Here is a 21,719-nt window from a genome sequence, read left to right as displayed (position 1 = left end):
AAAAAATAAGATAGAGAAGTAAGCAAAGAGGTGCGAGGTTATGAGACAAAGTTCTACATTGATTCCTACATTAAGAGAAGTGCCAGCTGATGCGGATATAAAAAGCCATCAGCTTCTATTGCGCGCAGGTTACATGCGCCAAAATGCAAGCGGTGTGTACAGCTTTTTACCGCTTGGTAAGCGCGTATTGCAAAAAGTTGAACAAATTGTTCGTGAAGAGATGGACCGTGCAGGTTCTGTCGAATTATTAATGCCTGCTTTACAACAAGCTGAATTGTGGCAAGAGTCTGGCCGCTGGTATTCATACGGACCTGAGTTAATGCGTATGAAAGATCGTCACGGCCGTGAATTTGCTTTGGGAGCAACACACGAAGAAGTTATCACAAGCTTGCTTCGTGACGAAGTGAAGTCATACAAACGTTTACCGCTAAATTTATATCAAATTCAAACGAAGTTCCGCGATGAAAAACGTCCACGCTTTGGCTTATTACGCGGTCGTGAATTTATTATGAAAGATGCATATTCGTTCCATGCTTCTCAAGAAAGTTTAGATGAAGTATATGACAAAATGTTTGCTGCCTACAGCCGCATCTTTGAGCGCTGCGGATTAAATTTCCGTGCGGTTATCGCTGATTCAGGTGCAATGGGTGGAAAAGATACGCATGAATTTATGGTTCTTTCTGAAATCGGGGAAGATACAATTGCTTATTCAGATACATCTTCTTATGCAGCAAATGTTGAAATGGCACCGGTTGTAAATACCTATGAAAAATCAACTGAAGCTGAAAAAGAATTAACAAAGGTAGAAACACCAAATCAGCATAGCATTGAAGACGTAGCTGCTTTCTTAAATGTTGAAGCGACTTCTTGTATCAAGTCACTTTTATTTAAAGTAGATGATCGTTTTGTGCTTGTACTTGTTCGCGGGGACCACGAAGTAAACGATATTAAAGTGAAAAATTATTTTGAAGCTTCCGTTGTTGAACTGGCAACTCCAGAAGAAACAAAAGAAGTATTAAAATGCGCAGTTGGTTCAGTAGGACCGATTGGAGTAAGTGATTCAGTAGAAGTGGTAGCTGACCATGCTGTAAAAGCAATTGCTAACGGTGTATGCGGAGCAAATGAAGAAGGTTATCACTACACAAATGTGAATGAACGTAACTTTAATGCAACTTACGAAGATTTCCGATTCATCCAAGAAGGGGATCAGTCACCGGATGGACAAGGCGTTATCAAGTTCGCTAAAGGTATTGAAGTGGGCCACGTCTTTAAGCTAGGAACTCGTTACAGTGAAGCGATGGGAGCAACGTATCTAGATGAGAACGGACGCAGCCAGCCAATGATTATGGGCTGCTATGGTATCGGTGTTTCTCGTACAGTAGCTGCGATTGCAGAACAATTTAATGATGAAAACGGTCTTCTATGGCCAGAAGCTGTTACGCCTTATCAAGTGCACGTTATTCCAGTTAACGTGAAAAATGATGAACAGCGTGAACTAGGTGAGAAATTATATAATGAGTTATTAGATAATCGCTTTGAAGTGCTGTTAGATGACCGCCAAGAGCGTGCAGGAGTAAAATTTGCAGATTCAGATCTAATTGGTCTTCCTGTTCGAGTAACAGTTGGTAAACGTGCATCTGAAGGAATTGTAGAAGTAAAAGTACGCAAAACTGGGGAGTCATTAGAAGTGTCAGTTGACAATCTTGTTTCAACAGTGAAAGAACTGCTAGCGAAGTAATGAAGCAGCGGGGATTTGTATCCCTGCTGTTTTTATGTTTATAAACAGAACATATGACAGAATAGAAGTCATTTATGTTAAAATAGATTGCACTCATTTATAAAAGGAGGCAGAAAACTTGGAAGCACAAACGCTAGGAAAAAAAGAGCGTTTTAAGTTGCTGCTGCAGCAGTTAGAGCTGACGAGTGATCAAATTGTTCCTTACTTTGAAAACGCAGCGATTGAAAAGCTCGTCATTCAGAAAGAACAAAAAAAATGGCATTTCCATTTTTCTTTAGAAGGGTTATTACCTTTTGAGATTTATGAGTTATTCCATGCTCGCATGTCTTCAGCTTTTTCTCATATTGCGAGTGTTTCTTTTTCTATTCAAACCGTTAATAAACAATGTACGGAAGAGCATGTACAGTCATATTGGAAGCATTGTATTGGAGAAATGCAGGGCATATCTCCGCTTTTACAGTCGCTTTTACAAGATCAAATGCCGAGGTTGAACGGCGCCAAATTGATTGTGAACGCACGACATGATGCAGAAGGAACGGCTTTACGTAAAAAGTATAGTCAGTTAATTGCTGATCAGTATGCGTCCTATGGGTTTCCGAACCTTCAGCTAATGACGGAAGTTGTACATTCAGAAGAAGCATTTCAGCAGTTTGTAGAGCAACGAAAACAAGAAGATACAGAAAAAGTATTACAAGCCATCACAGAAATGCAAAATAAAGAAAATGAAAAAAGTGATGGACCAGACCTACCAAAAGGTCCGCTTACAATTGGATATACGATTAAAGACGAGACGGTTCGCCTGGATTCCATTGTGGATGAAGAAAAGCGAATTGCCGTTGAAGGCTACGTATTTGATGCAGAAACGAGAGAATTACGAAGCGGACGTACGCTTCTTATTTTTAAAGTGACAGATTATACAAACTCTATTATGGTTAAAATGTTTTCGCGTGATAAAGAAGATATTCCTTTACTTCAAGCGATTAAAAAAGGAATGTGGGTAAAGGTTCGGGGAAGTGTACAAAACGATACATTTGTTCGTGATCTAGTTATGATTGGAAATGATGTTAACGAGATTACCGGTCCTGCTAGACAGGATACAGCGCCTGAAGATGAAAAGCGTGTGGAACTTCACTTGCATACGCCAATGAGTCAAATGGATGCCGTTTCATCTGTTGGAGCTTTAGTCGGACAAGCCAAAAAATGGGGACATCCGGCTGTAGCGATAACTGATCACGCGGTTGCACAGTCGTTTCCTGAAGCGTATGGAGCTGGGAAAAAGAACGGCATTAAAATACTGTACGGAGTGGAAGTCAATTTAGTAGACGACGGCGTGCCGATTGCCTATAATCCACAGCATGTGGATTTGACAGAAGCAACTTACGTCGTATTTGACGTCGAAACAACCGGTTTGTCAGCCGTATACGATACCATTATTGAACTTGCTGCCGTGAAGATGAAAGAAGGCGAAATCATCGATCGATTTGAACGGTTTGCAAATCCTCATCATCCTCTGTCTGCAACAACAATTGAGCTGACGGGTATTACAGATGATATGGTCCAAAATGCGCCTGAAATCGCAGAAGTACTTCGGGATTTTCACGAGTGGATGGGAGACAGTATTTTAGTCGCTCATAATGCAAGCTTTGATATGGGATTTTTAAATATGGGACTGCAAAAAATCGGATTAGAAAAAGCAGCTAACGGCGTTATTGATACGCTTGAACTCGGAAGATTTTTGTATCCGCATATGAAAAACCATCGTTTAAATACTCTTGCTAAAAAGTTTGATATTGAACTTGTGCAGCATCACCGCGCGATTTACGATGCGGAAACAACCGGCTATTTGTTAAATAAAATGCTGAAAGATGCATTTGAACGCGAAATTACGATGCACGATCGCTTAAATGATTATATGGGAGAAGGGAATGCATATCAGCGGGCCCGTCCTTATCATGCGACGCTTTTAGCACAAAACGACGTAGGTTTAAAAAATCTATTTAAACTCGTTTCTATTTCTCATTTAAATTACTTTTATCGAGTTCCGCGAATTCCGAGATCTCAGCTCGACAAATATCGAGAAGGTATCTTGATTGGAACCGCATGTGACCGAGGCGAAGTATTCGAAGGCATGATGCAAAAAGGAATTGATGAAGTAGAAGGAGCAGCTGAATTTTATGATTACATCGAAGTGCAGCCCCCTGACAACTACAAGCACTTAATTGAACTGGATTTAGTGCGGGATGAGAAAGCCTTAAAAGATATTATCAGCAATATTGTGAAGCTCGGTGAAAAGATTGGAAAGCCGGTTGTAGCAACAGGAAATGTGCACTATCTCAATCCGGAAGACAAAATTTACCGAAAAATTTTAATTGGTTCACAAGGCGGGGCTAACCCGTTAAACCGTCATCAGCTGCCGGATGTTCATTTTAGATCAACGGATGAGATGCTGAATTGTTTTTCATTTTTAGACGGGGACAAAGCGAAAGAAATTGTTGTTCATAATACGCAAAAAATAGCGGATATGATTGACGATATTAAACCAATTAAAGATGATTTATATACGCCGAAAATTGAAGGTGCAGACGAAGAAATGCGTGAAATGAGCTATGCGATGGCACGCAGCATCTACGGTGAAGAGCTGCCTGAAGTAGTAGAAGCTCGCCTAGAGAAAGAGTTGAAAAGTATTATCGGGCACGGGTTTGCCGTTATTTACTTGATCTCGCATAAACTCGTTAAAAAATCCTTGAATGATGGTTACTTAGTTGGTTCACGTGGTTCCGTAGGGTCTTCATTCGTTGCGACGATGACAGAAATTACAGAAGTAAACCCACTGCCGCCGCATTATGTTTGTCCAAAATGTAAGAAATCTGAGTTTTTTAATGACGGTTCCGTTGGTTCTGGATTCGACTTGCCGGATAAAAGCTGCGACGATTGTGGCGTACCATTTATTAAAGACGGACACGATATTCCGTTTGAAACGTTCTTAGGATTCAAAGGAGATAAAGTTCCCGATATCGATTTGAACTTCTCCGGAGAGTATCAGCCGCGAGCTCATAACTATACAAAAGTACTGTTTGGACAAGATAATGTATACCGCGCGGGAACAATCGGTACAGTAGCCGAAAAAACAGCTTATGGCTATGTAAAAGGCTATGCCGGTGACCGTGATTTACATTTGCGAAACGCAGAAGTGGATCGTTTAGTAGCAGGATGTACGGGCGTAAAACGTACAACGGGTCAGCATCCAGGGGGGATTATCGTTGTACCGGACTATATGGATATTTTCGATTTTTCACCGATCCAGTTTCCAGCTGATGACCGTAATTCCGAATGGAGAACAACTCATTTTGACTTCCATTCGATTCATGATAATTTATTAAAACTTGATATACTTGGACACGATGATCCGACCGTGATTCGCATGCTTCAAGATTTAAGTGGAATTGATCCAAAAACAATTCCGACAGATGATCCTGAAGTGATGAAAATTTTTAGCGGAACGGAATCACTTGGCGTAACAGAAGAGCAAATTATGTGTAAAACAGGAACGCTTGGCATACCTGAGTTTGGAACGCGCTTTGTGCGTCAAATGTTAGAAGATACGAAGCCAACGACGTTTTCAGAGCTTGTTCAAATCTCAGGACTGTCGCACGGGACGGACGTATGGCTTGGTAATGCGCAGGAGCTAATTCGCAATGATATTTGCAACTTAAGTGAAGTAATCGGCTGTCGTGATGACATCATGGTGTATCTGATTTATCAAGGTCTTGAACCTTCACTTGCCTTTAAAATTATGGAGTCTGTACGTAAAGGGAAAGGGCTAACACCTGAATTTGAAGAGGAAATGATCAAAAATGGTGTTCCGGACTGGTATATTGATTCTTGTAAAAAGATTAAGTATATGTTCCCTAAAGCCCATGCGGCTGCTTATGTATTGATGGCCGTGCGTATTGCTTATTTCAAAGTGCACCACGCGCTTCTTTATTACGCAGCATACTTTACGGTTCGTGCAGATGACTTTGATATTGATACGATGATCAAAGGCTCAACTGCCATTCGAGCGAAGATGGAAGAAATCAATGCCAAAGGTTTAGATGCATCTCCTAAAGAGAAAAACTTATTAACGGTGCTTGAGCTTTCTTTAGAAATGTGCGAACGAGGCTATTCGTTTAAAAAAGTAGATTTATATGAATCTAGCGCAGACGAATTTTTAATTGACGGTACGTCTTTAGTTCCACCGTTTAATGCCATTCCCGGTCTTGGCACAAATGCAGCGCTGAACATTGTAAAAGCTCGTGAAACGGGAGAGTTTTTATCGAAAGAAGACTTGCAGCAGCGAGGCAAAGTATCGAAGACGATTTTAGAGTATCTAGACAACCATGGATGCCTTGAATCATTACCTGATCAGAACCAGCTTTCTCTTTTCTAACATTTGCATAAAATAAGCGGTTATGATATAGTAATTGTGGAAATGCTAAGGATACGGACGAGAAAGAGTGGGGAAACCCGCTCTTTCTTATTGATATGAACTTACTGACATAGTAAGTAGTATGGAGAACGAATCGGCTTCTAGCATGATTCGTTTTTTCTGTAGATTTTCAATCACCATGATTGATTTATTATGTGACGTTTAAAATCCTGCAACACAAATGACAACATTTCCACTCTAGTAGGTTAGACCTCTTATAGAGTGCAAAATAAAAATAGCAAATAAACCACTCTTTTTTGATATAAGAGACATAAAAAACGCGTAACCTAAACATACCATGCAATGTCTCGAAGGGAGGATTAGAATGAGTAAAAATGTAAAACAAACAGTGGAAGAAATGGTTTCCCCTATCTTAGAGGAAATGAATTTAGAGCTTGTTGAAATTGAATACGTAAAAGAAGGAAAAGATTGGTTTTTGCGTGTGTTTATCGACTCTGATACCGGCGTGGATATCGAAGACTGCGGAGCAGTAAGTGAAAAATTGAGTGAGAAAATGGATGCAGTAGATCCAATCCCTCATAACTATTTTTTAGAAGTATCATCGCCTGGTGCGGAACGCCCATTAAAAAAAGATAAAGATTTTGAACGTGCAATTGGTAAGCATGTATACATAAAAACATATGAACCAATTGAAGGCGCAAAAGAATTTGAAGGCGAATTACAATCATTTGACGGAGAAACTGTCACATTATCTATTCGTATCAAAACACGCACAAAAACGGTGGTTTTACCATATGACAAAGTCGCTTTTGCTCGATTAGCGATTGTATTTTAATGTGTAGGGGCCAATATTAAAGGGGGATTATCCAACGATGAGCAGTGAGTTATTTGATGCCTTAGTCATTCTTGAAAAAGAGAAAGGCATTAGCAAAGATATAATTATTGAAGCAATTGAAGCAGCGCTAATTTCTGCTTACAAACGCAACTTTAACCAAGCGCAAAACGTACGCGTTGATTTAAATTTAGAAAGAGGTTCAATGCGCGTGTTTGCTCGCAAAGATGTGGTTGATGAAGTATATGATCCACGCCTGGAAATTTCGGTTGAAGAAGCACAAACAATCAACCCTAACTTTCAGCTAGACGATGTGGTTGAAATCGAAGTAACGCCAAAAGACTTTGGACGCATCGCGGCTCAAACGGCAAAACAAGTTGTTACACAGCGTGTTCGTGAGGCGGAACGAGGCGTTATCTATTCAGAGTTCAGCGATCGGGAAGAAGATATTATGACAGGTATTGTTCAGCGTCAAGATTCTCGCTTCATCTATGTGAGCCTTGGCAAAATTGAAGCATTGCTTCCTCAAAGCGAGCAAATGCCAAATGAGCAGTATAAACCTCATGATCGTATTAAAGTGTATATTACGAAAGTAGAAAAAACAACAAAAGGCCCACAAATCTATGTTTCACGTACGCACCCAGGTCTTTTAAAACGTCTTTTCGAAAAAGAAGTACCGGAAATCTATGACGGTACAGTTGAATTAAAATCAGTAGCTCGCGAAGCTGGAGACCGTTCAAAAATCTCTGTTCATTCTGAGTATGCTGAAGTAGATCCGGTCGGTTCTTGCGTTGGGCAAAAAGGTCAGCGCGTACAGGCTGTTGTAAATGAACTAAAAGGTGAAAAAATTGACATCGTTCGCTGGTCAAATGATCCAGTTGAATTTGTTGCCAATGCTTTAAGTCCATCTAAGGTAGTAGATGTGATTGTAGATGAAAATGAAAAAGCAACAACTGTTATCGTTCCTGACTATCAGCTGTCACTTGCAATTGGTAAACGTGGACAAAATGCACGTCTAGCTGCTAAGCTGACAGGCTGGAAAATTGATATTAAAAGTCAATCAGAAGCTGAACAAGAAGGTATGGTTGTAAAAAACAGCGATGATATGCTAGTAAGTCAACATGCATTTGATTCAGATGAAGATATGGAATAAGAGGTGAGCCAAGGTGAACAATCGTAAAAAAGTCCCGATGCGAAAATGTGTGGCCACTGGAGAAATGAAGCCTAAAAAAGAGCTAGTACGCGTTGTACGCTCAAAAGAAGGCGACGTTTCAGTTGATGTAACGGGTAAAAAGTCCGGGCGCGGAGCTTATGTAAGCAAGGATAAAGAAGCAATTTTATTGGCAAAAAAGAAAAATGTGCTTTCGACACATTTAGGCGCGTCAATAGATGAAGCGGTTTATGAAGAGTTGCTAGCGCTTGTAGAAAAGGAGAAACAGTCACGCTAATGAATGAACAATGGATCTCCTTTTTAGGGCTTGCAAACCGTGCACGCAAATTGATTTCTGGAGAAGAACTTGTGGTTAGAGAAGTTCGGAAACAAAAAGCAAAGTTAGTACTTTTAGCAAGCGATGCGTCTGAAAACACAAAGAAAAAAGTAACGGATAAATGTTCTTACTATAACGTTTCGGTTAAAATCGTTCCCGATCGCTATACGCTAGGTCAAGCGATTGGTAAAGATGCTCGAGTCGTGGTAGCCGTTATGGACGAGGGGTTTGCTAAAAAGCTAGCAACGATGCTCGGTTAATTTTATGGGGGTGAAAGTATTGAATAAAAATACAAAATCAACAGCTAACAAAGGAAACAATAAAGGTAACAAAAAGCCACAGGCACAAAAGTCACAGGCACCAAAAGGTAGACCAGCTCCAGCAGCTGCAAAAGAGTTACCGGAAAAAGTAACGTTTGTCGGAAGCTTAACGGTTTCTGAGTTAGCAAAAGAGTTAGGCAAAGAGCCTTCTGAAATTATTAAAAAATTATTTATGCTTGGTGTAATGGCAACAATTAACCAAGAGTTAGATAAAGATTCTATCGAACTAATTGCCGGAGAATACGGTGTAGAAGTTGAAGAAGAAGTAGTGGTAGATGACAATGCTTTTGAATCATTAGAAATCATTGATGACGAAAAAGACCTTCAAGTGCGTCCTCCAGTTGTTACAATCATGGGTCACGTTGACCACGGTAAAACGACGCTTCTTGACTCTATCCGTAACACAAAAGTAACGGCTGCAGAAGCAGGCGGTATCACGCAGCACATCGGTGCTTATCAAGTTGTGGTTGACGAAAAGAAAATTACATTCCTTGATACACCAGGGCATGCTGCATTTACAACGATGCGTGCTCGCGGTGCGCAAGTAACGGATATTACAATTCTTGTTGTGGCAGCAGACGATGGTGTAATGCCTCAAACAATTGAAGCGATTAACCATGCAAAAGCGGCAGAAGTGCCAATTATTGTTGCGGTTAACAAAATGGATAAAGAAGCAGCAAATCCAGATCGCGTTATGCAAGAACTAATGGAGCACGGCCTTGTAGCTGAAGAGTGGGGCGGAGAAACAATCTTCTGTAAGCTTTCAGCCATTTCGGGTGAAGGGATCGATCAATTGCTTGAAATGATTTTACTTGTAAGTGAAGTAGAAGAGTTAAAAGCAAATCCTAACCGTCGTGCAGCAGGTACAGTTGTAGAAGCACAGCTAGATAAAGGCCGTGGGTCTGTAGCAACGCTTCTTGTTCAAACTGGTACACTACGCGTAGGTGATCCAATCGTAGTCGGAAATACATTTGGCCGCGTTCGCGCAATGGTAAATGATATCGGCCGCCGTGTGAAGGAAGTAGGACCATCTACTCCGGTTGAGATTACTGGCTTAAACGAAGTTCCGTTAGCTGGAGATCGTTTCTTAGTGTTTGAAGATGAGAAAACAGCTCGTCAAATCGGAGAAGCTCGTGCTCAAAAGCAGCTTGAACAACAGCGCGGTGAAAAATCTCGCGTAAGCTTAGATGATTTATTTGAAAAAATTAAACAAGGTGAAATGAAAGACTTAAACCTTATCGTAAAAGCAGACGTACAAGGTTCTGTAGAAGCATTGGCTGCTGCTCTTCAAAAGATTGATGTAGAGGGTGTAAATGTTCGTATTATCCATACGGGTGTAGGTGCGATTACAGAATCTGATATCATTCTTGCAACTGCTTCTAACGCAATCGTTATCGGCTTTAACGTGCGTCCGGATGCTGGAGCAAAACGTACAGCTGACGTAGAAAACGTAGATATTCGTCTTCACCGCATTATTTACAAAGTAATTGAAGAAATTGAATCTGCGATGAAAGGAATGCTTGATCCTGAGTTTGCTGAAAAAATCATCGGTCAAGTGGAAGTACGTCAAACATTCAAAGTATCAAAAGTTGGTACAATCGCAGGAAGTTACGTAACAGACGGTAAAATTACACGTAACAGTGGAATTCGTTTAATCCGTGACGGAATTGTTATCTTTGAAGGTGAAGTAGATGTGCTAAAACGCTTTAAAGACGATGCAAAAGAAGTCGCTCAAGGATATGAGTGTGGTATTACAATTAAAAACTTCAATGATATTAAAGAAGGAGATATTATTGAAGCGTATGTAATGGAGCAAATTGATCCTAAATGATTGGACTAGTGGAGTGTGAATGCTTAATTTACGATGCTGCTTCTCTTAAAGAAAAACGTGCCGTGCTTCAGCGCATCTTGATGCGCTTGAAGCAGCGGTTTAACGTATCAGTTTCTGAAACTGATTTTCAAGATATGTGGCAGCGAACAAAAATTAGCATTGTCGCAGTCTCATCTAGCCGTGTCACAACGGAACAAGAACTGCAAAAAGCGCTAAGCTTGATTGATTCTTTTCCAGAGATTGAACGTACCATTACAACTTTTGATTGGTTATAAAAGGGGTGACACAGATGAACATAAGAGCAACTAGAGTCGGAGAACAAATGAAAAAAGAGATGGGCGAGATTTTAAATCGTAAAATCAAGGATCCGCGCATTGGTTTTGTGACTGTAACAGATGTTCAAGTATCAGGCGATTTACAGCAAGCGAAAGTTTATATCTCTGTTTTAGGAGATGCTGAACAGCGTGAGAACACGTTAAAAGGCCTTGCGAAAGCAAAAGGATTTATCCGCTCAGAAATCGGTCAGCGCATTCGCTTACGTAAAACACCTGAAATTACGTTTGAATTTGATGAATCAATTGATTATGGTAATCGAATTGAATCATTGCTTCATGAAATTAAAAAAGAAAGCGATGACCATCAAGAGAACGAATAAGATCAGTGAATGTAGAAACAAAAAAGGGTGTCTCAAAAGTGGTTTTTGCTTCTGAGACGCCCTTTTTTAAATGAAAAGGAGATGAAGAATGAGTGGACGGTGTTTTAGTTTTACATAAACCAGCTGGCCTGACTTCGCACGACTGTGTGTTTAAAGTCCGAAAGCTGCTTCGCACTAAAAAAGTAGGGCATACAGGCACATTAGACCCAGACGTTACAGGGGTATTGCCTATTTGTATCGGTAGAGCTACCAAAATTGTAGAGTATCTAACAGGAGCTACTAAAACTTATGAGGGAGAAGTTACACTCGGATTTTCTACAACAACAGAAGATTCTTCCGGAGAGATTGTAGAAGAAAAGAAAGTAGTGGATTCTTTTTCACGTGCTCAAATCGAAGAAGTGCTGTCTTCGATGACAGGAGAACTTCAGCAAGTGCCTCCAATGTACTCCGCGGTAAAAGTCAAAGGTAAAAAGCTATATGAATATGCAAGGCAAGGAATCGAAGTAGAGCGCCCTGTTAGAACCATTCATATTTATAGCTTTGAACTGCTGGACGATCGCGCTACATTTGAGGGAGAACAAATTTCCTTCAAATTCCGCGTAACGTGCAGCAAAGGTACATATGTGCGAACGCTTGCTGTGATGATTGGAGAAGCTCTTGGCTATCCGTCTCATATGTCTTATTTGCAGCGAACGGGTTCAGGGCAGTTTTCACTAGAAGATTGTGTGACATTTGAAGATATTGAACGGGCGGTAGAAGAAGAAACGATTAATGAGAAACTGCATTCGATCGAAGAAGCTCTTAATCATTTGCCGAAACTTCAAATTAGTGATACATTAGCAGAGAAAGTGAAAAATGGCGCGGTATTGCCGTGCACAGAAGATGAAGAGTTAAAAAAGGAACCATTCTTTTTAATGATAAATTCTGCAGGCAAGTGCTTAGCAATTTATGCTCAGCACCCAACGAAAAAACATTTAATGAAGCCGGTTAAAGTGTTGGCAATCGACTAGACCGGTTAGGGAAAAGGTGAACTGTGTTTTGGAAACGATTGAAATTCGACATCCACACCACTTTCAACGAGAAGCTGTTCAACAATCAGTGTTAGCGCTTGGTTATTTTGATGGTGTGCATTTAGGGCATCAGCAAGTGATAAATTCAGCAAAACGGTTAGCCGATGAAAAAGGCATAGCTAGTGCTGTGATGACGTTTACTCCTCACCCTTCTGTGGTGCTCGGGCGCAACGTGCAGCACATTGATATGATCACACCACTTCAAGAAAAAAAGAAACTCATTGAGGAAATGGGAATTGACTTTTTATATATCGTTCATTTTGATAAACAGTTTGCAGCACTATTGCCTCAAGAGTTTGTGGATCAGTATATTATTGGCCTGAATGTGCAGCATGTGGTAGCTGGATTTGACTATACGTATGGAAAGTTAGGTAAAGGAACAATGGAAATACTACCATTTCATTCTCGATCAAAATTCACTCAAACAACAATTGATAAGTTAACAAATGGCGAAGAAAAAATTAGTTCAACGCTTATTCGCGAAAATTTAGCAAATGGAGACATGCATCGAGTAAAAGAGCTGCTTGGGCGCTATTATGAAGTGTCAGGCACAGTAACTCACGGAGAAAAGCGAGGCAGGCAAATAGGTTTTCCAACTGCTAACATCGCCTTAGACGATGAGTATTTACTTCCGCGCATCGGCGTGTATGCTGTTGAGCTTCAGCTCCACGGCAAGTGGTATGCAGGAGTATGCAACGTGGGCTATAAGCCGACTTTTCACGAAAATTTAGAAAAGCCAACAATCGAAGTGCACTTATTATCATTTGACGAACAAATCTACGATCAGCACGTAACGGTGAAATGGCACCGAATGATTCGGTCAGAAAAAAAGTTCAGCGGCATCGAAGAGCTTGTCGGTCAGATCTCAAAGGACAAGGAAGAAGCCCTTGCTTATTTTGAAGGAATTCAAAAGCATAAGAAATAAAAAAATATATATAAATAGCTGCTACGACTTGCTTTTTGCTTCAATAAGTAGTAACATAACACTTGTATGTAAAACAACCATTGCTTGGCATTACGATTCACCAACGTTTTGCTCGGTAACTGGGGTTTAATAATAAGGAGGTGAATAGGATGGCTATCACACAAGAGCGTAAAAATGAAATCATTAGTGAGTACAAAACTCATGCGAACGACACTGGTTCTCCAGAAGTTCAAATCGCTGTCCTAACAGAGCAAATTAACAATCTAAACGGTCACTTACGTACTCATAAAAAGGATCACCATTCACGTCGTGGTCTTTTAAAAATGGTAGGTCGACGTCGTAACTTACTTAACTACCTACGTAACAAAGACGTTACTCGTTATCGTGAGTTAATCAACAAACTTGGTTTACGTCGATAATAAGAAGAAAGCGGGAGCATTCCCGCTTTTTTAGTATGTACATTTAAGAAACATTAAAGATGCTACATAATGTGAAAAAAGCTATTGTTTTTGGATATTTCGTTTATAATAAAACTATCACATTTGATTACATACATATTTTATATGTAGAGAGGGGTACTCGTCGATATGGAACAAGAAAAACGAGTGTTCTCCGTAGATCTAGCTGGACGAAAGCTAGAAGTTGAAGTTGGCCAGTTGGCAAAACAAGCAAATGGCGCAGCATTAATCCGCTATGGAGACACAGTTGTATTAAGTACAGCAACGGCTTCAAAAGAGCCTAAAAATGTAGATTTCTTCCCGTTAACAGTAAACTATGAAGAGCGTTTATATGCAGTCGGTAAAATCCCAGGTGGATTCATTAAGCGTGAAGGCAGACCAAGTGAAAAAGCAATCTTGGCTAGCCGTTTAATCGACCGTCCGATTCGTCCTTTATTCGCAGATGGTTTCCGAAACGAAGTTCAAGTTGTCAGCGTTGTAATGAGCGTAGATCAAAACTGTTCTTCAGAAATCGCGGCAATGTTCGGTTCTTCATTAGCATTATCAGTATCTGATATTCCATTTGAAGGTCCTATTGCAGGCGTAATCGTAGGCCGTGTAGACAATGAATTTGTTGTAAACCCAACGGTAGATGAGCTTGAAAAAAGCGATATTCATCTGACGGTTGCTGGTACAAAAGACGCGATCAACATGGTTGAAGCAGGCGCTGATGAAGTACCGGAAGAAGTAATGCTAGAAGCAATTATGTTTGGACACGAGCAAATTAAAAAATTAATTGCGTTCCAAGAAGAAATTGTAGCAGCAGTAGGCAAAGAAAAAGTAGAAGTTGCGCTTTATACTGTGGATGCTGACCTTGAGCGTCAAGTTCGCGAAATTGCAGAAGGTGACATGAACCGTGCGGTTCAAGTTCAAGAAAAGCATGCGCGCGAAAATGCAATTAAAGAAGTGAAAAGCGCCGTAGCTGCAAAATTTGAAGAGCAAGATGTAGAAGAAGAAGTACTAAATCAAGTGAATGAAATTTTATCAAAGCTTGTTAAAAGTGAAGTGCGTCGCTTGATCACAGAAGAAAAAGTGCGTCCTGATGGCCGTAGTATTGACGAAATTCGTCCACTTTCTTCTGAAACAAACTTGCTTCCTCGTACACACGGATCTGGATTATTTACGCGTGGACAAACTCAAGCGCTTAGCATCTGTACATTAGGTGCACTGGGCGATGTGCAAATTTTAGATGGTTTAAGTGTAGAAGAATCTAAACGCTTCATGCATCACTATAACTTCCCTTCATTTAGTGTTGGTGAAACTAGACCGATGCGTGGACCGGGTCGTCGTGAAATTGGACATGGTGCGCTAGGTGAACGTGCACTTGAGCCTGTTATTCCAAATGAAAAAGATTTCCCTTATACAATTCGTCTTGTATCTGAAGTATTAGAGTCAAACGGTTCTACTTCACAAGCGAGTATTTGTGCAAGTACGCTTGCAATGATGGATGCTGGGGTTCCAATTAAAGCACCTGTAGCAGGGATTGCCATGGGTCTGATCAAATCAGGTGAACACTATTCGATTCTAACGGACATTCAAGGAATGGAAGATCACCTAGGAGATATGGACTTTAAAGTAGCAGGTACGGAAAATGGCGTAACTGCGCTTCAAATGGATATTAAAATTGACGGGTTATCTCGTGAAATTTTAGACGAAGCCCTTCAACAAGCAAAAAAAGGCCGTATGCAGATCTTAAATCATATGATGTCAACGATTGCTACGCCTCGTCAAGAGCTTTCTCAATATGCGCCTAAGATCCTTACAATGGCGATTAACCCTGATAAAATTCGTGATGTTATTGGACCAAGCGGCAAGCAAATCAATAAAATCATCGAAGAAACAGGCGTTAAAATTGATATCGAACAAGATGGTACAATCTTCATTTCTTCTATTGATCAGCCAATGAATGAAAAAGCGAAGAAAATTATTGAAGATCTTGTACGCGAAGTTGAAGTCGGCCAAATGTACTTAGGAAAAGTAAAACGAATTGAAAAATTCGGTGCATTTGTAGAAATCTTCAGCGGAAAAGATGGGCTTGTTCATATTTCAGAGCTTGCAGAAGAGCGTATTGGAAAAGTGGAAGACGTTGTAGCGATTGGTGACGAGCTTTTAGTTAAGGTTATGGAAATTGATAAACAAGGCCGCGTTAACTTATCTCGTAAAGCAATTTTAAAAGAACAAAAAGAAAAAGAAGAAAAAGCAAAAGAAACAAAATAATCTTCTTTTACTACTATATAGATATTGTGAAATCGTCCATACATGAAGAAAATCCATGTGTAGGGCGATTTTATCGTTTGTAGATGTTTGTTCTACCTTGTCCTCTTTATACATATTTTAAATGGTAAAGGGGGAAGGATAAGTGAAGAGAACCATTGTGCAATTTACAGCATTTCTATTTTTACTGGCAATTACATATAAATCTATTTATAATCCTTTTGCTGAAGCATATATAGAAGCACTTAAATCCGATGTACAACTTGTATCAGCTCAGCATGATGCGTTATATCAAAAGATTGAAGAAAAAGCAAAAGATTATGAAAAGCCGGCAGCAAATGCACGAATCGATCCCGTATGGAAACGGGTTCCTGGCTATAACGGCATAAAAGTTGATCTTGCTGCTTCTTATAAAAATATGAAACCTGCGGGTAAATTTGATGAAAAAAAACTAGTGTACAAACAGGTTAGACCAAAGGTTCACTTGAAGGATTTACCACAGGAACCTATCTACCGTGGACACGATGAAAAGCCTATGGTATCGTTTACAGTGAACGTAGCATGGGGGAACGAGTATTTGCCTAAAATGTTAGAAGTGCTAAAAAAGCACCATGCTAAAGCAACTTTCTTTTTAGAAGGAAAATGGGTTAAAAATAATCCAGATATGGCAAAAATGATTGTAGACGCAGGGCATGAAGTAGGAAACCACTCTTATTCTCATCCTGATATGGCCACTTTATCGGCTAGTCAAATCAATCAGCAGCTTAAAAAAACGAATGATATTATTACGTCTACTACGGGACAAAAAGTAAAATGGTTTGCTCCGCCGAGCGGCAGTTTTCGCCCCGAAGTAGTAACGCTTGCTTCTCAGTTAAAAATGAGTACCATCATGTGGACAGTTGATACAATCGATTGGCAAAAGCCAAGTTCAGAAGTGTTAATTAATCGAGTAATGAAAAAGATTCACCCAGGGGCTATTGTACTGATGCACCCGACTGAATCAACGGCCGAATCGCTTGACCAATTGTTAACCGATATTGAACGCAAAGGCCTGAAAGTTAGCGATGTGTCAACAATGCTAGATGAAGAACGAATGATGAAAATACCTTCTTCTACTAAGAAGTAAGTGAGATAAGCAAAAGGGAGGCACTAGCTTGATAAAACGATATACGTGCAAAAATGGTGTAAGAATTGTATTGGAAAATATCCCAACTGTTCGATCTGTGGCCATTGGGGTTTGGATCGGAACGGGTTCTCGAAGTGAACACCCTGAAATTAATGGTGTATCACATTTTCTTGAACATATGTTTTTTAAAGGAACAAAAACAAGATCTGCTCGTGAAATTGCAGAAAGCTTCGACCGCATTGGGGGACAAGTAAATGCATTCACTTCTAAAGAATACACGTGCTACTATGCAAAAGTATTAGACGAACACGCAGATCAAGCACTCGATGTGCTAGCGGATATGTTCTTTAATTCTTCATTTGATGAAGAGGAATTAGCTCGTGAAAAAAATGTTGTATATGAAGAAATTAAAATGTATGAAGATACACCTGATGATATTGTACACGATTTATTAGGCAAAGCCGTATATGGCAATCATCCATTAGGCTATCCAATTTTAGGAACGGAAGATACGTTAAAAACATTTAACGGTGATTCGCTTCGTCAGTATATGGAGCAAATGTATATTCCCGAAAACATCGTTATTTCAGTAGCTGGAAACATTGATGAAAGTTTTATTCAGCAGGTGGAAAACTATTTTGGTACATATACGTCAAGTCATTCCGCTCATCAATATGTTCAGCCAGAGTTTCATACAAATCATATTGCGCGCAAAAAGGAAACAGAACAAGCTCATCTTTGCCTTGGCTTTAAAGGTTTGCCAATCGGTGGAGAAGGTGTATATAGCTTAATTGTATTAAATAACGTGCTTGGCGGAAGTATGAGCAGTCGTTTGTTCCAAGAAGTCCGCGAACAGCGCGGCTTGGCTTATTCTGTTTTCTCTTATCATTCTTCTTATCGAGACAGCGGTCTTGTCACGATTTATGGGGGGACGGGAAGCCATCAGCTCGACGTATTATATGATACCGTTCAAGAAACGCTTTATGATCTGAAAGACAAAGGGATTACAGATAAAGAACTTTCTAACAGCAAAGAGCAGCTGAAAGGAAACTTAATGCTGAGCCTTGAAAGTACAAATAGCCGTATGAGCAGAAACGGAAAAAATGAGTTAATGCTAGGCTATCACCGTTCATTAGATGAGATTCTAGACCTTGTTAATGCCGTGACTAAAGATAGTGTAAATGGTCTTGCACGAGATATTTTCAAAGATGAATTTGCTCTTTCGCTAATAAGCCCGAGTGGAGATTTACCTAAAGGTTTTAAAGGAAAGTAAACAGTAAAAGTAAGGTTGGCTAAAATAATTGAGCCAGCCTTATTTTTTTGTCATTTTTTGTATGGTTGTTCAATAAATTAGATGAAAGGAGGGATTCTATGAGATTAAGCGAACTGAGTGGAAAAGAAATTGTAGATGTTAAGCGAGCAGAACGTTTGGGTATTTTAGGGCAAACGGATCTTGAAATTAATGAACATACGGGACAAATTAATGCGCTGATTATTCCATCTGTGAAGTGGTTTGGGTTTCGAAAGCAAGGAGATGAAGTGCGAGTGCCGTGGGGAAATATCGAAAAAATTGGTACAGATATGGTGATTGTAAATGTCCAGCAGCTAGAAGACATAAACAATGAGTCAACAAAATAAGAAACGAGATGCTTCCTGCATCTCGTTTCTTTTATTTTCAGGGATAAAGATTCACCGATTCCTGTGTGTTTACATAGTATGTTGAAGAAAAGCAATAGGCATTCTAGGGCGTATTGATAGCACTTTACATCTCGATGGTTTAAGCGAAAGATACATCTATTTAATGTTAAAGAAGGTGAAAATGAAACATGTTAACGGATTTGCACATAGCTGTAATTGGCGGTGATGCTAGGCAGCTTGAAGTCATTCGAAAATTAATTCAATTAGATGCAAAAACCTCTCTTATTGGTTTTGATCAGCTAGATCATGGTTTTACAGGTGCGACGAAATATCAGATAGAGGAGCTGGATTTTTCAGATGTTGACGCCATCATCCTTCCAGTGCCTGGAACAAATCACGAAGGGCAAGTAGATACTATTTTTTCAAATGAAAAAGTAGTGCTGACTGAAGAAATACTTAAAAAAACGCCTGAGCACTGCATTATTTATTCTGGTATTAGCAATGGGTATTTAAACGAATTAGTCAAAACGACAAACCGTAAACTCGTTCAGCTATTTGAGCGTGATGATGTAGCAATTTATAACTCTATTCCTACTGTTGAAGGTACCATCATGCTTGTTATTCAACATACGGATTTTACCATTCACGGTTCAAATATTTCTGTCCTAGGTTTAGGAAGAGTAGGAATGAGCGTGGCGAGGTCCTTTGCTGCACTCGGTGCCAATGTAAAAGTAGGAGCTAGAAAATCTGAACATTTAGCACGTATTGCTGAAATGGGTTTGCAACCTTTCTATCTTTCTGAACTCGATAAAGAAATTGCTGATAGTGATATATGTATTAACACCATTCCATACCCCATCTTAACGGCTAAGACATTATCTAATGTCCCGACCCATGCACTCATTATTGATTTAGCTTCAAAGCCTGGAGGAACCGATTTCCGCTATGCGGAAAAACGAGGAATTAAAGCTATTTTAGCACCAGGTCTTCCAGGAATTGTGGCTCCAAAAACAGCAGGTCAGATTGTCGCTAATGTATTAGTGAATTTATTAAAAGACGCTGCGGATGCGAGAGAGGAGAAAAAATAATGTCATTAAAAGGTAAAAGAATAGGATTCGGCTTGACCGGGTCTCACTGTACGTATGATGCGGTTATGCCGGAAATTGAAAAGCTTGTTAATTTGGGAGCAGAAGTGTTACCGGTCGTTTCTTACACTGTACAATCCACAAATACTCGTTTTGGAGATGGAGAAGACTGGGTGAAGAAAATTGAGGAATTAACGGGTCACGCCGTCATCAATACAATTGTAAAAGCAGAGCCTTTAGGACCAAAGATTCCGCTTGATTGTATGGTGGTTGCCCCAATCACTGGGAATACGATGAGTAAGTTTGCAAATGCAATGACTGAATCTCCGGTACTCATGGCAGCTAAAGCAACGCTTCGTAATAATAAGCCGGTGGTACTGGGAATTTCGACTAATGACGCACTAGGGCTAAATGGTGTAAACTTAATGAGGCTAATGGCGACTAAAAATATTTATTTTATTCCATTTGGTCAAGATGACCCGGTGCTTAAGCCGAATTCAATGGTAGCGCGTATGACGATGTTATCAGACACGGTGTACGCAGCGCTTGAAGATAAACAGATTCAGCCTGTTATTGTCGAAAGGTTCCGCGACGGTCAAGAGTCATAGGACATATATGCCTCTTGCTGTTGCATGAATCTATTCAATACTGCGGCTGTAAGAGAACTCTCAATCTCAAAGAAGAGAAGATTTTAAAAATCTTCTCTTCTTTGACGCAATGAAGCATAATAATATGTTAAAATAGTCAGTATATGCAGATAAATGTTGAGTAGTTGAAAATTGTTGGAGGCGGTATTAAAATGACAAGAGAATTACATGTAGCAGTAGTAGGAGCAACAGGTGCAGTAGGACAACAAATGATTAAAACCCTACAGGAGCGTAATTTTCCAGTTGGTAAATTAACGTTATTATCTTCAGCTCGTTCAGCTGGTAAAAAAGTGTTGTTTAACGGAGAAGAAGTTGTTGTGCAAGAAGCAACTCCTGATAGCTTTGAAGGCGTAGATATTGCTTTATTCAGTGCAGGCGGGAGTATTTCAAAAGCACTTGCACCAGAGGCAGTAAAACGCGGAGCAATCGTTGTAGACAACACAAGCGCTTATCGAATGGATGAAAATGTCCCGTTAGTTGTGCCGGAAGTGAATGAAGACGCATTACACGCACATAACGGAATCATTGCTAATCCAAACTGCTCCACAATTCAAATGGTTGCAGCATTACAGCCGTTGCGCGAAACATATGGCTTATCTAAAGTACTAGTATCAACGTATCAAGCCGTTTCTGGAGCAGGCGCTGCTGCAATTAATGAATTAAAAGAACAAGCTAAAGCTATTTTAGAAGAAAAAGAGTTTACACCGGAAATTTTACCGGTTGGTGGAGATAAAAAACATTATCAAATTGCTTTTAATGCCATTCCGCAAATTGATAAATTTCAAGATAACGGTTTTACATTTGAAGAAATGAAAATGATTAATGAAACGAAGAAAATTATGAGCATGCCTGAATTGCCAGTAGCTGCTACTTGTGTTCGTCTACCGGTTGTAACAGGTCATTCAGAGTCAGTGTACATTGAAATTGAAAAAGACGGTGTAACGGTAGCTGATGTGAAAAATTTATTGGCTGATGCACCTGGTATCGTATTGCAAGATGATCCAGAAAATCAAGTATATCCAATGCCAGCAGATTGTGTAGGTAAACGAGATGTGTTTGTCGGCCGTATTCGTAAAGATTTAGATCGCGATAACGGTTTCCATATGTGGATCGTTTCTGATAACTTGTTAAAAGGTGCAGCTTGGAATTCTGTACAAATTGCAGAATCACTTATTAAGCTTAGCTTAGTAAAATAAGCGCAACCAGAGTGTCTCGGAACATGATG

18 protein-coding genes and 1 pseudogene are annotated in these 21,719 nt (G+C 39.9%); all 19 read left to right on the top strand.

Annotated elements, in window-relative coordinates; translation table 11 throughout:
- Positions 1 to 40 precede the first annotated feature (40 nt).
- The 19 genes and pseudogenes from AC1D0Y_RS01930 (at position 41) to asd (ending at position 21,690) form a co-directional block, all read left to right on the top strand.
- Entirely contained in the window at positions 41 to 1,738 is a 1,698-nt protein-coding gene (locus tag AC1D0Y_RS01930; RefSeq protein ID WP_025750291.1) for a proline--tRNA ligase, read from the top strand.
- Positions 1,739 to 1,856: 118 nt separating this feature from the next.
- On the top strand, positions 1,857 to 6,167 hold the full coding sequence (locus tag AC1D0Y_RS01925; protein ID WP_060745987.1) for a PolC-type DNA polymerase III: 4,311 nt from the start codon (positions 1,857 to 1,859) through the stop codon (positions 6,165 to 6,167).
- Positions 6,168 to 6,531: 364 nt separating this feature from the next.
- Positions 6,532 to 7,002 carry a ribosome maturation factor RimP gene (gene rimP, locus AC1D0Y_RS01920; RefSeq protein ID WP_013084764.1) on the top strand — a complete coding sequence of 157 codons (471 nt, stop codon included), beginning with the start codon at positions 6,532 to 6,534 and terminating at the stop codon, positions 7,000 to 7,002.
- Between the two features lie 37 nt (positions 7,003 to 7,039).
- Entirely contained in the window at positions 7,040 to 8,152 is a 1,113-nt protein-coding gene (gene nusA, locus AC1D0Y_RS01915; RefSeq protein WP_477707316.1) for a transcription termination factor NusA, read from the top strand.
- Positions 8,153 to 8,165: 13 nt separating this feature from the next.
- The gene (rnpM, locus tag AC1D0Y_RS01910; RefSeq protein ID WP_013058838.1) at positions 8,166 to 8,447 is read left to right on the top strand and encodes an RNase P modulator RnpM; all 282 of its coding nucleotides are present in this window, start codon (positions 8,166 to 8,168) and stop codon (positions 8,445 to 8,447) included.
- On the top strand, positions 8,447 to 8,746 hold the full coding sequence (locus tag AC1D0Y_RS01905; RefSeq protein ID WP_013058837.1) for a YlxQ family RNA-binding protein: 300 nt from the start codon (positions 8,447 to 8,449) through the stop codon (positions 8,744 to 8,746). The genes rnpM and AC1D0Y_RS01905 overlap by 1 nt, the downstream gene beginning before the upstream one ends.
- 22 nt (positions 8,747 to 8,768) lie before the next feature.
- Positions 8,769 to 10,637: pseudogene (gene infB, locus AC1D0Y_RS01900) on the top strand (translation initiation factor IF-2); the annotation flags it as partial.
- A complete protein-coding gene (locus AC1D0Y_RS01895) occupies positions 10,634 to 10,912 on the top strand; it encodes a DUF503 domain-containing protein (protein WP_028410841.1) in 279 nt (92 codons plus the stop codon). The pseudogene infB and the gene AC1D0Y_RS01895, both read left to right, overlap by 4 nt.
- Positions 10,913 to 10,926: 14 nt before the next feature.
- Complete coding sequence (gene rbfA / locus AC1D0Y_RS01890; RefSeq protein WP_013058834.1) at positions 10,927 to 11,292, top strand: 30S ribosome-binding factor RbfA; 366 nt, start codon at positions 10,927 to 10,929, stop codon at positions 11,290 to 11,292.
- Between the two features lie 92 nt (positions 11,293 to 11,384).
- Positions 11,385 to 12,302: a tRNA pseudouridine(55) synthase TruB gene (gene truB, locus AC1D0Y_RS01885; RefSeq protein WP_028410842.1), complete on the top strand. Its 918-nt coding sequence runs from the start codon at positions 11,385 to 11,387 to the stop codon at positions 12,300 to 12,302.
- A 28-nt stretch (positions 12,303 to 12,330) separates the two neighbouring features.
- Positions 12,331 to 13,287, top strand: a complete 957-nt coding sequence (ribF, locus tag AC1D0Y_RS01880) for a bifunctional riboflavin kinase/FAD synthetase (RefSeq protein ID WP_060745988.1) — start codon at positions 12,331 to 12,333, stop codon at positions 13,285 to 13,287.
- A gap of 149 nt (positions 13,288 to 13,436) precedes the next feature.
- Positions 13,437 to 13,706 carry a 30S ribosomal protein S15 gene (rpsO, locus tag AC1D0Y_RS01875; RefSeq protein WP_013058831.1) on the top strand — a complete coding sequence of 90 codons (270 nt, stop codon included), beginning with the start codon at positions 13,437 to 13,439 and terminating at the stop codon, positions 13,704 to 13,706.
- A gap of 168 nt (positions 13,707 to 13,874) precedes the next feature.
- Complete coding sequence (gene pnp, locus AC1D0Y_RS01870; protein ID WP_028410844.1) at positions 13,875 to 16,001, top strand: polyribonucleotide nucleotidyltransferase; 2,127 nt, start codon at positions 13,875 to 13,877, stop codon at positions 15,999 to 16,001.
- A gap of 142 nt (positions 16,002 to 16,143) precedes the next feature.
- Positions 16,144 to 17,124, top strand: a complete 981-nt coding sequence (locus AC1D0Y_RS01865; RefSeq protein WP_016765374.1) for a polysaccharide deacetylase family protein — start codon at positions 16,144 to 16,146, stop codon at positions 17,122 to 17,124.
- 28 nt (positions 17,125 to 17,152) lie between these two features.
- Entirely contained in the window at positions 17,153 to 18,397 is a 1,245-nt protein-coding gene (locus tag AC1D0Y_RS01860) for a M16 family metallopeptidase (protein ID WP_060745989.1), read from the top strand.
- A gap of 98 nt (positions 18,398 to 18,495) precedes the next feature.
- The gene (locus tag AC1D0Y_RS01855; protein WP_028410846.1) at positions 18,496 to 18,762 is read left to right on the top strand and encodes a YlmC/YmxH family sporulation protein; all 267 of its coding nucleotides are present in this window, start codon (positions 18,496 to 18,498) and stop codon (positions 18,760 to 18,762) included.
- A gap of 188 nt (positions 18,763 to 18,950) precedes the next feature.
- A complete protein-coding gene (gene dpaA, locus AC1D0Y_RS01850) occupies positions 18,951 to 19,850 on the top strand; it encodes a dipicolinic acid synthetase subunit A (RefSeq protein WP_013058826.1) in 900 nt (299 codons plus the stop codon).
- On the top strand, positions 19,850 to 20,455 hold the full coding sequence (locus AC1D0Y_RS01845) for a dipicolinate synthase subunit B (RefSeq protein WP_013058825.1): 606 nt from the start codon (positions 19,850 to 19,852) through the stop codon (positions 20,453 to 20,455). The genes dpaA and AC1D0Y_RS01845 overlap by 1 nt, the downstream gene beginning before the upstream one ends.
- 191 nt (positions 20,456 to 20,646) lie before the next feature.
- Entirely contained in the window at positions 20,647 to 21,690 is a 1,044-nt protein-coding gene (gene asd, locus AC1D0Y_RS01840) for an aspartate-semialdehyde dehydrogenase (protein WP_013058824.1), read from the top strand.
- Positions 21,691 to 21,719: the final 29 nt, after the last annotated feature.

The organism is Priestia sp. P1_B12_1, from assembly GCF_056406695.1.
The sequence above is the reverse complement of the archived record's forward strand: the minus strand, read 5'-3'. Positions and strand labels throughout refer to the sequence as shown.